Here is a 14,125-nt window from a genome sequence, read left to right as displayed (position 1 = left end):
ATTTTTTATACTATTTCCTAGCTTTCTTTTATATTCAATACAACCGTTACTTTAAATAAATCACCATCTACCTCAATATCCAGATTGCCTTCATGAAGATCTATAATCGATTTAGCAATAGCAAGTCCAAGTCCTGATCCTTCTGTATGGCGGGATGTATCCCCCCGCTTAAATCGTTCAAACAATTCATCTATGTTTTCACTCAGCTCGTATTTGGTAACATTTTTAAACGTAATGACCACTTCATCACGTAATGGTTTCACCGAAATATATACGCGAGTGTTCTCTAATGAATACTTAAGCATATTGCCAATCAAGTTATCAAACACACGCCATAATTTTTGTCCATCAACAACGGCATACACGGATGTATCCGGATGCGTAACACGAACTTGTAACGTTGATTCTTTAATCGCTTCATTGTATTCAGCAAGCGCTTGCTGCAAGAGCTGGACAAGGTCTACCTTTTCTTTTACAAGCTCAATGTTCCCACTCGCCATTTTTGATGCTTCAAATAGATCATCAATGAGCACTTGTAATCGTTTCGATTTACGGTCAATAATCTCAATATACGTATTCCGTTCTTCATCTGCCAAATTCGGTGTCTTCAGAAGCTCGGTGTACGTAATAATCGACGTGAGCGGCGTACGCAAATCATGACTTACATTTGTAATCAGCTCCGTTTTTAATCGTTCACTTTTCGCCTGCTCTTTTTGAGATACTTTTATGCCGTGCTTTAATGTATTAATATTACCGGCGAGAACAGCTAACGTTGATTTTCCCACTACAGGCAAGTCTGGTTCAATATTCCCATGCACTAACCCACTCGTATTGATAACAATACGATTAAAATATCCGATCCACTTTATGATTACAAAAAAACTAGGAACCCCTATTACAATAAATAACGGAGCATAGAGCAAAATAAGCTCATTCTTTGCAAGGACGAGTACTGCACCAAAGCCACAGGCAAATACAACCGACAACAGGATGAATACCTGTGTACCCATACGCTGGACGGCAAATGCTTCTCGTAGCCCCTTATACGCCCTGTACAGTAAACTCTTTTGCCAGTCTGACTTTATATTCACCCGCTCTTTTGCTCGCTCTACCCAAAATTTTCGTTGAATAAGTGTAAGGGAAACGAGACACGCAGCTACCATTAACCTGAACACCACACCACTACTATACTTATATAAATCCTGATGTATATACAAATCGTTGTCTACTACAAACAAGAGAAATGACAGGAATCCTGTAAAAACCAAAGTCATTCCCGCTACATCCAGCGGAATACGGTTATAGTAGGACTGCCATTTTTCTGTAGGAATAAGCTGAATGACAGGTCTTTTTTTGTTCAGATACAAACTCAGCACAAAAGCAAAAATACTACTGATGACGTATATAAAGAAGACTTTTTGTTTTTGTAGAAAATCATAATAGTTTACTAGAATCGGGTTGGTCGAAGAACCTCCGTTAGGCACGCCAATTTTTCCTTCAAACGTGCTTACTTCACCTTTTTCTAATAACGGGGTTACCACATCATTATAATTAAGTAAGCTGGATGGAACTCTATTGGAAAGCTCACCATATTTCTCCGAAGGATAGTTTTGAATAAATAGCATGCTTTTATCATTTATAGCCGCATCGGCTGCTACACTTCCCCCGGTTGTATCTACATTCGTATATACTTCTTCTGTTGTCGTATTCTTCAAATAATATCTAAAAAGTGCTTTGTCATTCATAAAGTTTGAACGACGACTTTCGATTTCCTGAAGATATTGATCGATCTGTTGTTCTTTTTCTTCCACAATTTTTGCCCGAACATAGTCATCGCTTTTGAAATTGTTTGTAATATCCGCTATTTTCTTATCTCGTTCCGCAACATACATATCCGCTACTTCTTTATTCTGTACTGTCAATGCATCTTTAATTTTTTCTCCATATTGGCCTTTTATATTGGAGGTTTGTGTTGATAAATCCCCATAACGATAACGGTGTTCGTTAATTTCCTCTGCTGTGACAGTAATCTTCTTTTTCAGATCCTCTTTATTTATATGAGTGAATTCAAACAACTTGAGATACTCAACAAATTGATTCAACTGATCTTCAAACTGTTGTGTGTGAAAATAATCTTTTTCCATATAGTCTTTTCCGTTACATATCCCTGTAAAGATACCGCTTACCCCGAACGTAAATAATAAAATCCACGTGAAAAATCTCATTTTATTTTTCGATTTTATATCCAATTCCCCATACCACCTTTACATATTTTGGTTGTTTCGGGTCGATTTCGATTTTTTCCCGAATCTTACGAATGTGAACGGCTACCGTATTTTCTGCATTAAAACCTGGTTCTTTCCAAACCCGTTCATAAATTTCCGTAATGGAAAATACACGCCCGGCATTCGTCATGAGTAATTCGACAATTTTATATTCAGTCGGCGTTAATTTCACAACCTCACCATCTACCGTTACTTCTTTTGCGGACGTATCCAATGCAAGACCATTAATTTGGATGACTGTTTCTTTTCCCTCATATGTGCCGAGGGTCACATATCTTCTTAGCTGCGATTTCACCCGAGCAATCAACTCTAACGGATTAAATGGTTTGGTGACATAGTCATCAGCCCCAACCTGAAGCCCTAAAATTTTATCCATATCTTCACTTTTTGCACTCAGAATAATAATGGGGATATTTTTTTCCTCACGTATTTTACATGTCGTGGTGATCCCATCAAGCTTTGGCATCATAATGTCTAAAATAATGAGATGGATCGTCTGTTCATTCAACTTCTCAACAGCTTCGATGCCGTCTTGTGCTTGTATAACGGTCATGCCTTCATTTTTCAAATAAATTTCGATCGCATCTCGAATCTCTTTCTCATCGTCGACAACTAATACGGAATAATGATTCATCTTTTTTCACGCTCCTCCCAAAATTATAACATCTGTAATCTCTGGAATTTTCTACATTGTAAGGTGTAATTCTTAATAGTAAGTCAGTATAATTCTTAAGACTTTCTTAAACTTGAACTTTTTGGAATTGGGAAAGACCCCGTATAATAAAAATACCCTCTGGTATGTACCAGAGAGTATCTTATCATCCTACTGTGTTTATTTTTGTAGCTTTTGTGCTGTTTCTAATACTTGTTGAGCCACTATATTTAATTGCTCAAGAGCTACATTAATTTCTGTTGTAGCGGATGCTTGTGATGTAATAATAGGCGTCATACTTTGTGATAATTGCTGAAGTTCAGTCGATGACTTTTTCATCTGCTCTAAAATCTCTTCGATCTGGCCAATCGCCTCACTGGTATTTGTAGAGAGGTTGCGTACCTCTTTGGCTACGACTTGAAAACTTCTTCCTTCTTCATTCTGTGCTTTGGCCGCAATAATACCCGCATTTAATCCAAGAAGATTAGTCTGCTTGGATACGTTACGAATAACATCAACAATTTTTCCTGATTCATCTGTATTCTTTTTCGTTTGTTCTGCGGTATGATTCATGTTTTCTTGTGTAGTAGCCAATTTCTGAGCCATCGAATTTACTTCATTTACACTCGCAGCAATCTGCTGGAGTGATGCAGACAATGTTTCTGCCAAGCTTCCTAACGCAAATTCCTGCTCTAAACTCGCTCCAATTCCCATCATCCCGACTATTTTCTGATTATCAAAGAGGGGAATTCCAACAGACCGAAACGGATGTCCATATTCCGGAGGAGCGACTACAACTGCGACTTTTCCGGTGTCTCTTGCTAAACCAAGAGCATCGTAGTCTAGCACAGGTTGTCCAATTTTCACTTGAGCATCCAGCGTCTTCGACTTTGAATAATAAACAAATTTTTCCCTGTCCGTTATTGCGATCATGATATCAGCTTCATAAAGCAATTTTGAAAGAATCGGTGCTGCTTCTAAAATCATCTCAAGTTGATTCATAGACTATTTAACCCTCACATCATCAATTTTATAGTTATATAAGTAGTTATAACAAAATTATCGGTATAATCTGAAATAATCATTTGCACGAATTGTTTTTATTAATTATGAGCGGTATGCTTCATATGTAATTCATAAGGACACATTTTTCTTATTCTCGGCGTTAGCACAATTCCCTCCTCCTCCCCTGACATATCATAGCTCAGATACTTGTAAGAGGAGGTAAAAAATGATGCAGAAAACTAATCGTCAATTAACCAGCAAGACAAAAATTGATGTCTTAATCCCTGTTATTGAGAAAGACTTGAAAGTCCTCCCCTTCGTAATTGACGGCGTCCGAAAAAATGTAAAACACCCGATCGAAAACATACTCATTGTTGCCCCTCCAAGTGAAAAAATCAAAAAATTATGCAGGCAAAAACGCTGCAAATTTATCAACGAAAACTCTGTCTTGCCCATCACAAAAAAAGATATTAAATATCGTACAAATAAATGGGATCGTTCAGGTTGGCTTTTTCAACAACTACTAAAACTAAGCGGCGACTCATTATGCTCCCAGAAATTCTATCTCGTTATTGATGCCGATACGGTGTTGATTCGCCCGCATAGATTTAGACAAAATCAAAAGACCGTATTCTATTGCAGAAATTGGAGCCGTGCAGAATATTTTAGAACGTACAAAAAACTGATGGGGAAAAGGGCTACCGCACCCACGTATTTTGTTGCCCATTATATGCTCTTTGAGAAGTCAAAAGTTAAAAAACTAAAAAGAACCATTGCAGCTAAACACAATACAAGCTGGTACTCAGCGATCATACGAAGCATTAATAAATCCAAGCAAATAACCTTCTCCGAATTTGAAACGTACGGGAATTTCATATACGCCAATTACCCTGGACAATTTGTTATAAAGAAGACTTTGAACCGAAGCCTACAAAGAAATGTAACAAATTTAACGAGATTAAACACAAGTAGACTAGCAAAAAAATACAGATCCATATCCTTACACGCACGAAAGTGGTATTTCAAAAGAAGCCAGACAATAAAAAAACACCGTTGATTCTAACACCAGGGGGAATTTCTTTGAAAATTATTTTATTAGCTGGTGGTTCTGGAAAAAGGCTTTGGCCGCTATCAAATGAAATTCGTTCGAAAATATTTCTTAAGTTGCTACAAACAGAAGACGGCGGCAGGGAATCGATGATACAAAGGATTTGCAGACAATTGGATTCAGCTGGATTGCTTTCATCTACGTATATTGTTACGCATCAAAGCCAATTTGAAATCATGAGAAATCATATTGGTGATCATATCCCGATCATCAGTGAACCTTATAAAAAGGGCACATTCACTGCTATTGCTCTAGCTATCACCTATCTTCACTCAAAAATTCATACAGCTTCAGATGAAATAATTTGTGTTATCCCAGTCGATTTACTCGCTGAGGCTGCTTTTTTTAACCTATTACACAAACTTCCAGACATCCTTTCCCAATCCAAGGCTGATCTTGCCCTTATCGGAACGAATCCTACATCTCCCTCCAATCAATTTGGTTATATTGTGCCAAAACTAAACGACTCGATCGATTACTACCATGTTGCCAAATTCGTTGAAAAACCTGACCAAAAAAGAGCCCATACTCTGATTAAAAAGAATGCCCTGTGGAATTGCGGCGTCTTCGCCTTTCCGCTAACATTCATGCTTTCTAGCTTGGAGAAAAAAAGCCTGCCACTTTTTTATGAGGACATGTTTGCTCTATATGAACAGCTACCTGAATTAAGCTTTGATCATGAGATTGTAGAAAAAATTCATCATTCGGTCGTAGTTCCCTATAATGGAACCTGGAATGACCTAGGGAGTTGGGATGCACTAGCAGGTCATCTCGAAAGCAACATCCTTGGTTCAGGTCAAATGACAGATGACTGCATCAATACCCATATCGTCAATGAACTTTCCTATCCGATTAACGTAATCGATGTATCCAACATTATCGTAGCCGCAAGCTCAGATGGTATCTTGATTGCCAACAAAAAAAATGCGAATCGGATTAAAGATATAATTTCTACTGTTCATCAACGACCATTGTATGAAGAGAAAAGATGGGGAACATATAGCGTTTTGGACCACTCAAGGACAGAAAAAGAAATCGAGACCCTAACAAAAAAAATAAAGTTATTGCCAGGCAAAAATATAAGCTATCAATTACACCATAAAAGACGAGAAATCTGGATTATTATTTCCGGTTCCGGAGAGTTTATTCTGGAGAATAAACTTTATCCTATTAAAACGGGTGATGTTCTTCAAATCCCCCTTGGAGCAAAGCATGGGGTAAAAGCTATTACACCACTTGAATTTATCGAAGTCCAAATCGGGACTGAACTTGTTGAAGACGATATCGTTCGTTTAGCCATGAGCTGGAAGGAAGCAGTGAAATATTGTAACAATGGAGATAATCGTGTATAAGCGTCTATAAGAGACAAGAAATAAAGCTATAGACTGTCATAACATAAGAATACTCACGCCGTTTAGAGCAGATATTATAACTGTTACGACGTATTAAGGAGGATATCAAAAATGAATAAGCAACGTGCTCAAGAAATTGCTGCCTCACCTGTTATGGCTAGTGTTACGTATCAAGGAACCCCCATCTACATTCAAGCTGTGGATGAAAAAAACGAAACGGCTAGAATTTATCCCCTGGGTCAACCAGAGAATGAACAACACGTGTCGGTAAACAGCCTGGTAGAACAGTAAAGGAAACGGATATAACCGTATGAAGGCCTGACATATTCCTCTATTAGGAAGATATCAGGCCTTTCGCGAACATTCATACCAAAAACTTACACAAAAAGATCCTGCGTAAATCGAATCCATTCTCGTGCCGCAAACGAAAGATAGCGATCTTTTCGCCAAATCATGATCAAATGCCATGGAATAATCGGTTCAATAAGCGGAAGCACCCGAATACGCTCCGCATCAAGTTCCCGGCAAATCGGCTCTGGAAGAAACGCGATGCCCAGATTGGCTGCCACCATCTCACTAATAAAATCCCATTGTGAACTTTCATAGGTCACATGCGGCTGAAACCCTGCCTGCACGCACTCAGCAATGATCCGATCATGAAGCGCAAAATCCTCACGAAAAAAAACAAACGATTCCTGTGCTAACTCAGGTAGGCATACCATCTCTCTGTTTGCCAGTGAATGGGACGGATGAACAAGCAGCATCAGTTTTTCTTTTACAAGCGAAAACGAATGAAAGAGCTCCTCATTCGTCGGGGATAACACAACCCCAATATCTAATCCACCATTTTCAACATCTGCTTCTACTTTCTTCGCCCCGTCTTCCACCAGCTGAATTGTAACATCTGGATACTGCTCACGGAACTTTCCAAGCACTTTAGGAAAAAAGCTTGACCCAATCATCGGAGGCAATCCAATACGAATATTCCCCTTTTTTATATTCATGAGATCATCTAGCTCAAACGACAAATTTTGAAAGGAATGTACAATATCCTGCGCTTGAATAAACATAACTTGCCCCGCATCTGTTAATTCCACCTGTTTGCCTAAACGGTTAAACAGCACAACCCCCAGCTCTTCCTCAATACTTTTAATCATTTTACTAATCGTTGGTTGCGTGATATATAAGGCTTGGGCAGCTTTCGTAAAACTTTTAAGCTGCGCCACTTTCAAGAAATATTGCAAATGCCGTATATCCATTTCATATCCCCTCTGCTAACTATAGATAAAAGGAATGATACACATTCTATATATGCATTTTACCTATGAAAATGGATGATGTACACTTTTCACTGAGAGGAGCGAGTGAAAGTGGCAACCATAATCAAAGGCACCGGACAGATTATTCTTTTATGTATGTTTTCGCTTATTATGAACAAGCTGGTCGATGTATTTCATTTAAAAATCCCTGGTAGTATTTTAGGTATTGGGGTTGTTTTTATTCTGCTGCAAACTAAAATTATTCGTCTGGAATGGATTGAGCTAGGCGCAAAATGGCTGCTGGCAGAGCTGTTGTTATTTTTTGTTCCATCGGCTGTCGGGATTATGAAATACCCGCATCTTTTAGTCGATGATGGAGTGCGTGTGATCTGTGCCATCGTTCTTAGTACAATCACAGTCATGGCCTGTACCGGACTCGTAGCAAAAAAAATTACGGAACGAAAGGAGCAGAAGCTTTCATGATGCTCGCGTTTTTTAGCTTCATTCTTACGATTATGCTCTATGTAGGAGCAAAATGGTGTTATCAACATAAACCAAAAGTGTACTTGTCTCCACTTCTCATTACACCATTACTCATTATCGCTTTTTTACTTTGGACTCATATCTCGTATGACTCATACAATACAGGCGCGAAATGGCTAAGCGATATGCTTCAACCGGCAACCATTGCATTCGCTGTGCCACTCTATAAATACTTCAACCTATTAAAAAAGCACGCGACCGAAATTATTGTCAGCGTGCTGTCTGGCTCTGTTGTAGCCATTATATCATCGATGTTGATTGCCGAAGGGTTACATTTAAATACACAAATTGTGAACAGCCTCATTCCTCGTTCGGTTACGACACCGATTGCCATGGGGGTTTCCACAAGTATTGGTGGTGTCCCTACGATTACAGCTGTATTCGTTATTATGACCGGACTGTTAGGTGCCGTCATTGGCCCTGTTCTTATCCGATTATTACGCATTGAGAATGCCATTGCCCAGGGTGCACTTCTTGGTACGGCTGCACATGGCGCAGGTACGTCTAAAGCATTTGAATTTAGCTCCATTGCAGGGACGATTTCCAGCTTATCCATGATCATCGCTGCACTCATTACGCTTTGTGTAACACCATGGTTGATGTCTATTATGCTGGTGATTTTTTAACTTCGATCACCAGCATAATAAAATATAGAAAATAACTCCCAATAATATTGTAAAATTTAATAAAAGTAGAGTGAAAAATGAAAATATATTGTATAATGTTTACATATATATACTATTATTAGGGAGTGAATGTATGTCTATTTTAAACAAGCAAGGACTAACAACTGAAGAACTGCAATTATTAAATTCAGAAATGATGATAAAGCAAAAATCAAGCGGTATAACTTGGTTACTCTGGTTATTCACTTCATATCTTGGTGGACATCGATTCTATTTAGGGAAATTCGGCACAGGAGTCGCAATGCTGCTAACATTTGGAGGATTAGGAGTCTGGTCATTTATTGATTTATTCTTGATCAGTAGTATGGTCAGAGAGACAAATAAAAAAATTGAAAACGAAATTCTAGCAGAAATAAAATTAGTTAAAAACGCAAAACAAAATTCTAACCCGAGAGCTATCCCTAATGTTAATCGGTGATATTTCATGAATAACACTTTTTCAAAGAAGGACTTAACATTAGAAGAACTATACATTCTTGAATCAGAGATGCTAAAAAGGAGAAAAAGTAAAGCAGCAGCATGGGGATTATGGGCTGGTCTTTCCTTTTTTGGTGCTCATCGTTTTTATACAGAAAATTACGGTTCTGCAAGCGCAATGTTTCTCACCAGTACTTTTCCTATCTTCATGCTTCTTCTTCTATCAGGACCTACTGCTCGTACTAGTTTTAATAATTTCTTATTTCCCTTTTCTATTCTCCTGATAATCGGTTCAATAATATGGGGCTTGATCGATGCCTTTTTCCTTAATCGAAGGGTAGAAAAGTTAAATGATGCTATTGAATGCGAAATTATTCATAAAATTAAAAGTGATAGATAGAGTACTACAAATAAAAGTATGTAAGGGGCTGTCACCCATTCGTCTAGTTAGACTTGTGGTGCAGCCCCTCTTCTTTTACGATTGGTCACTCAAAAATCTCCCTGCCAACTAACAAAATACTCTTTTAAGCTCTTCAATCAGTTGCTCGATTCCTCGTTCAATGTCTTCTTCCTTGACATTGGAAACATTCAGCTTTACTATTTTTTCTTTTGGAAAAAATGACAAGTAATGCTTATCGATCGGGTCCAGCAGAATGGACTGCTTTTTGAGCCTGGCCATCATTTGAGGCAGTGACACCTTCTTATCCAACAAAATATGCGTATGAATACAAGGCTGCTTCATAGCGTGATAGGTAAAAATTTCACCGCTACGTTCCGATTGTTGCGTTAATGAATCAGCCATAATCTTTGCCCTACGTGCATACGCCGAGCGGATTTTTTGTTTGTGTCGTTCAAACATTCCACTTTTCAGATAGATTTCCAACGCCCCTTGCGACAGCATAGAGCTATCAATATCAAGCAGTTTCTTATACCGATTGAACACATCAACCAATGCATCAGGAATGACTGCCACCCCGATACGCATTCCAGGAAAAATAATTTTGGAATAACTCTTCAGATAAATGACACGAGATGAGGTATCATAAGCGTATAAGGGATCGGCTTTGCTATCCTGTTCCAAATCGGCCATCTGGTCATCCTCGACAATAAAAACATCATATTTTTGGGCCAGTTCCACGATTTTTATTTTCTCCTCTTTCGTATAAGAGGTACCTAACGGATTATGAAATCTTGGAATCGCGTAAAAGAATTTGATATCTTCCGTTTGAAAGATCATTTCCAATTCTTTCAAATCAATCCCTTCCGCCGTTCTCTTTATTCCTATTACCGGGCATTTGTGAGTTTCGAGATGTTCAATGAATAAATGGTATCCAGGTTGCTCTATTACTATTTTCTTCTTTCGATTCGGAAAAGGAATCATCGTCAGCAAAGACAACGCCTGTTGAACGCCCGATGTGATGAAAATATTATGCTCACTGGTGAAGATCTGATAGTTAGTCAGCTGCTGTTGGACAACCTGGATCAAAGAAGAGAGGCCTTGAGGCATGCCGTAGATAAACAAATCATTTTTATACGTATCAATTGCCTTATTAATGCAATGTTGAAAATCCAAATAAGGAAAAACATCTGGATCGGGGGCAGAAGTCGCAAAATCGATAACCTGCGATCCTTCTTCCTTACGGGCTTTCATTCTCTTAACCACATAATATCCGCTCTTCGGAACCGAATAGATCATATGCCGCTTTTCAAGTTCATCCATTGCCCGAATGACAGTGCTTTTGCTGCATTGATACTGCTGTGCGAGCGTTCGAATGGAAGGAAGCCTCTCTCCTTCTTTGTATGGGCGTTCCCCGATTAATGTCTCCAGATCATTCAACAATTGTAGATATTTATGCATTTTTTGATTCCTCACAAGTAATTTGTACCGGTACAGATGGCTATTTTTCACATTGTATCATACATATTCTCCCCTTAGTATTGAACTATACCGGTAAATGGAAAGCATTGCATGCATGCTTAGGGGTTATATACATGATCGAACATAAACAACAAAAAAAGGCTTATCTCGCCGCTATATTGAATGCGTTCATCATTGGCTTCGCGTTTATTTTTGTCAAATTAGCACTGACGATAACAAACCCAGTGGACACTTTGGCGCATCGTTTTACCGTATCGTTTGTGGTAGCTTCGATTCCTATCATTTTTGGATGGATTCGATTGAATATCAAAGTCAAAGATATAGTGTCGATCTTACCTTTAGCTTTGTTCTACCCAGCATTGTTCTTCACTTTCCAGGTTTTCGGCTTGGCCTATACCTCCTCTTCGGAGGCGGGAATTATTCATGCCACTGTGCCCATCTTCACGATGGTTTTGGCAACTTATTTCTTGAAAGAATACACCAGTCAATGGCAAAAGATATTCACTCTATTATCGGTTGTCGGTGTGGCCTATATTTTTGCTATGAAAGGCATCAATCTTGAAACAACGAACAGCAAAGGAACAATTTTAATCCTATTATCAGCGCTTTCTTTCGCTGGATATAGCGTGCTAGCCAGAAAGATGTCACAAAAGTTCAGTGTCATAGATTTAACGTACATGATGACAACGATCGGTTTTCTGTTCTTCAATGGCATGTCTGTGATCCGTCATGTTTCGGAGGGGACGCTCACGCTCTTCTTTGCACCTTTTTCGAATCCATTGTTTGTACTATCTATCCTCTTTTTGGGTGTATTATCTTCTCTCGTTACATCATTTTTGTCGAATTATGCGTTATCGCAAATAGAAGCCTCCAAGATAAGTGTGTTCAACAATTTATCCACTCTTGTCACCATTGTTGCAGGGGTTATATTTTTGCAAGAAAAGCTGGAATACTTTCATCTCATCGGGGCCTTCATGATTATTTTAGGAGTCGTCGGTACCAATCTTCTTGAACCTAAAAAAGCAAAGGTAAGGTCATAATCGGGTAAAATACCAAAGGCTGCACTCTTATATACAAGAGTACAGCCTTTTGATTATCTATACATATCTTATCGTAATATAAATCGGCTGGTCATTTGTTGCAACTCTTGCGCCATTTGGCTTAATTCTTGTATTGACGCTGTTACTTCTTCAATAGAAGCTAACTGCTCCTCTGAAGATGAGGCCACCCGTTGCGAATGTTCATGGGATATCTTAGCACTATTTTCGATCTCTACCACAGAGGCACTCACTTGTTCTGAACCAGCCGCCATTTGTTGTGAAGCTGCTGATACCTCTTGAATTTCAGAAGCGATATTTTCAATAGATTGTACAATGTGTTCGAACGCTTCTTCTGCTTTTTGTACAATGTTAACCCCATTTTCTACATCTTGAGTTCCTTTTTCCATTGTAGCTACAGCAGTAGAAGTTTCACTTTGGATTTGTTCAATGATTAAAGCAATGCTTTCTGCTGACTCTTTTGATTGCTCAGCTAACTTTCTCACTTCATCTGCTACTACAGCGAATCCCCGGCCATGCTCACCCGCACGTGCCGATTCAATCGCTGCGTTTAAAGCAAGAAGATTTGTTTGAGCTGCAATACCAGTAATCACCTCAACGATTTTACCAATTTCATTCGAACGTAGTCCCAATTGTTTTACCGTTTCTGCTGATTCGCCTACAGAAGAGTGGATATCACGCATTTGTTCGATCGCTTTTTGTACAATTTGACTTCCATTCTCCGCATTTTTTATTGCTTCATTTGAAGATTCAGCAGCAAAAGAAGACGACTCAGCGATTTTGTTTATACCAATTGCCATTTCCTCTATCGCACGTGCACTCTCTTCCGTACCTTTTACCTGTGTTTCTGCTCCACCGGCTACTTCTTGAATTGCAGCAGCGATATGTTGAGTTGCTTGTGATGTTTGTTCGCTACCAGCAGAAAGTTCCTGTGCACTTGCTGATAAATTTACAGCGTTGTCACTTACTTGTTTAATAATTCCTCGTAGTTGCACGATCATATCATTAAAATCAGTTGTTAACATTCCAATTTCATCTTTTGATTGATATGTACCGTATACCGTTAAATCTCCCTCTTTTGCCTTTTGCATGAGAGCTTGTACTTCTTTCAAAGGACGAGTAATCATTCGAGAAATTAAAATCCCAATACCAGAGCATAAAACCAGTGATACTACGGTCAAAAAAATCATAAGGTCTATTATTTGTGTACTTTTTGTATTACTTTCTTCGTTTGTCTTTTCAGCTAAATCCTTATTATATATTGCAATATCATTTAAAATTTTATTAAGGTTATCACGAGCAGGAACCATTTTGGATAAATACGTTTGGTACGCTTCTGCATTTCGATTATCTATAGCTAATTTTAGCGCTTCTTCACGCCCGCTTCTGTACATTCCTATTTGTTCTTGAAGAGAAGCTAGTTTTTCCTTTGATGTTTCATCTAATTTTGATTGACTTAAATTAGTCAGTAACTCATCTGTTGATTTAGATGTTCTTTCAATGTCATCTTTTAATTCGTGGTTTTTTGCAGGATCTGTAGTTATCATTAGTTCTAGTATATATGCGTCAACAGAACGCGTATTAGTGCTAATTTGGTTGAACCGTTGCATAGGAATAAGTCTGTCATTATATGTTTCATTCGAATGGATCTTTAACTGTTGAATAGAATAATATCCTGCATAACCAACAGCCGCGAGAAAAATTCCTGCTAAAATAATCAATCCAAAAATCTTTTGACTCACTTTCGAGTTTTTGATGAAGTTCATAGAAGTTCTCCCTTATTAGAAATATGCTTTACTCTAAGTGAGAAATCGGTTCCACTTCAAATAAAATTTGTGTAAATTTTTTCTTTTTCCGTGAATTAATTTCATATATAAAAAA

14 protein-coding genes are annotated in these 14,125 nt (G+C 38.3%); 8 read left to right on the top strand and 6 right to left on the bottom strand.

Annotation, left to right across the window (positions count from 1 at the left end; translation table 11 throughout):
- Nucleotides 1-17: 17 nt before the first annotated feature.
- The 3 genes from CB4_RS02230 to CB4_RS02220 all read right to left on the bottom strand — a co-directional run bounded on the left by CB4_RS02230 (nucleotide 18) and on the right by CB4_RS02220 (nucleotide 3,939).
- Nucleotides 18-2,249: a sensor histidine kinase gene (locus CB4_RS02230; protein ID WP_096463392.1), complete on the bottom strand. Its 2,232-nt coding sequence runs from the start codon at nucleotides 2,247-2,249 to the stop codon at nucleotides 18-20.
- Nucleotides 2,227-2,919: a response regulator transcription factor gene (locus CB4_RS02225; RefSeq protein ID WP_096463391.1), complete on the bottom strand. Its 693-nt coding sequence runs from the start codon at nucleotides 2,917-2,919 to the stop codon at nucleotides 2,227-2,229. The genes CB4_RS02230 and CB4_RS02225 overlap by 23 nt, the downstream gene beginning before the upstream one ends.
- A 198-nt stretch (nucleotides 2,920-3,117) precedes the next feature.
- A complete protein-coding gene (locus tag CB4_RS02220; protein ID WP_096463390.1) occupies nucleotides 3,118-3,939 on the bottom strand; it encodes a methyl-accepting chemotaxis protein in 822 nt (273 codons plus the stop codon).
- Between the two features lie 229 nt (nucleotides 3,940-4,168).
- On the opposite strand from CB4_RS02220, the gene CB4_RS02215 reads away from it, so the two are divergent.
- The 3 genes from CB4_RS02215 (at nucleotide 4,169) to CB4_RS02205 (ending at nucleotide 6,693) form a co-directional block, all read left to right on the top strand.
- Nucleotides 4,169-4,999, top strand: a complete 831-nt coding sequence (locus CB4_RS02215) for a DUF6492 family protein (RefSeq protein ID WP_172890749.1) — start codon at nucleotides 4,169-4,171, stop codon at nucleotides 4,997-4,999.
- A gap of 23 nt (nucleotides 5,000-5,022) precedes the next feature.
- On the top strand, nucleotides 5,023-6,402 hold the full coding sequence (locus CB4_RS02210; protein WP_096463389.1) for a sugar phosphate nucleotidyltransferase: 1,380 nt from the start codon (nucleotides 5,023-5,025) through the stop codon (nucleotides 6,400-6,402).
- A 111-nt stretch (nucleotides 6,403-6,513) separates the two neighbouring features.
- A complete protein-coding gene (locus tag CB4_RS02205; RefSeq protein ID WP_096463388.1) occupies nucleotides 6,514-6,693 on the top strand; it encodes a small acid-soluble spore protein H in 180 nt (59 codons plus the stop codon).
- A gap of 86 nt (nucleotides 6,694-6,779) precedes the next feature.
- Here the strand turns inward: CB4_RS02205 and cidR are convergent, their stop codons facing one another.
- The gene (cidR, locus tag CB4_RS02200) at nucleotides 6,780-7,661 is read right to left on the bottom strand and encodes a cidABC operon transcriptional activator CidR (RefSeq protein WP_096463387.1); all 882 of its coding nucleotides are present in this window, start codon (nucleotides 7,659-7,661) and stop codon (nucleotides 6,780-6,782) included.
- A gap of 111 nt (nucleotides 7,662-7,772) precedes the next feature.
- On the opposite strand from cidR, the gene CB4_RS02195 reads away from it, so the two are divergent.
- The 4 genes from CB4_RS02195 (at nucleotide 7,773) to CB4_RS02180 (ending at nucleotide 9,707) form a co-directional block, all read left to right on the top strand.
- On the top strand, nucleotides 7,773-8,144 hold the full coding sequence (locus CB4_RS02195; RefSeq protein WP_096463386.1) for a CidA/LrgA family protein: 372 nt from the start codon (nucleotides 7,773-7,775) through the stop codon (nucleotides 8,142-8,144).
- Nucleotides 8,141-8,830, top strand: coding sequence for a CidB/LrgB family autolysis modulator (locus CB4_RS02190; RefSeq protein ID WP_373681361.1), 690 nt, complete (start codon nucleotides 8,141-8,143; stop codon nucleotides 8,828-8,830). The genes CB4_RS02195 and CB4_RS02190 overlap by 4 nt, the downstream gene beginning before the upstream one ends.
- Nucleotides 8,831-8,963: 133 nt before the next feature.
- Nucleotides 8,964-9,308: a TM2 domain-containing protein gene (locus tag CB4_RS02185; RefSeq protein WP_096463385.1), complete on the top strand. Its 345-nt coding sequence runs from the start codon at nucleotides 8,964-8,966 to the stop codon at nucleotides 9,306-9,308.
- A gap of 6 nt (nucleotides 9,309-9,314) precedes the next feature.
- The gene (locus tag CB4_RS02180) at nucleotides 9,315-9,707 is read left to right on the top strand and encodes an NINE protein (protein WP_096463384.1); all 393 of its coding nucleotides are present in this window, start codon (nucleotides 9,315-9,317) and stop codon (nucleotides 9,705-9,707) included.
- A 108-nt stretch (nucleotides 9,708-9,815) separates the two neighbouring features.
- On the opposite strand, the gene CB4_RS02175 is transcribed toward CB4_RS02180, so the two are convergent.
- Nucleotides 9,816-11,165, bottom strand: a complete 1,350-nt coding sequence (locus tag CB4_RS02175; RefSeq protein ID WP_096463383.1) for an aminotransferase-like domain-containing protein — start codon at nucleotides 11,163-11,165, stop codon at nucleotides 9,816-9,818.
- A gap of 134 nt (nucleotides 11,166-11,299) precedes the next feature.
- Here CB4_RS02175 and CB4_RS02170 point away from each other — a divergent pair, with 134 nt between their 5' ends.
- Nucleotides 11,300-12,226, top strand: coding sequence for a DMT family transporter (locus CB4_RS02170; protein WP_096463382.1), 927 nt, complete (start codon nucleotides 11,300-11,302; stop codon nucleotides 12,224-12,226).
- A gap of 68 nt (nucleotides 12,227-12,294) precedes the next feature.
- On the opposite strand, the gene CB4_RS02165 is transcribed toward CB4_RS02170, so the two are convergent.
- The gene (locus tag CB4_RS02165; protein ID WP_096463381.1) at nucleotides 12,295-14,010 is read right to left on the bottom strand and encodes a methyl-accepting chemotaxis protein; all 1,716 of its coding nucleotides are present in this window, start codon (nucleotides 14,008-14,010) and stop codon (nucleotides 12,295-12,297) included.
- Nucleotides 14,011-14,125: the final 115 nt, after the last annotated feature.

It is taken from the genome of Aneurinibacillus soli, from assembly GCF_002355375.1.
In the GTDB taxonomy this organism is placed as follows: domain Bacteria; phylum Bacillota; class Bacilli; order Aneurinibacillales; family Aneurinibacillaceae; genus Aneurinibacillus; species Aneurinibacillus soli.
This window is presented reverse-complemented; position numbering and strand designations above follow the sequence as displayed.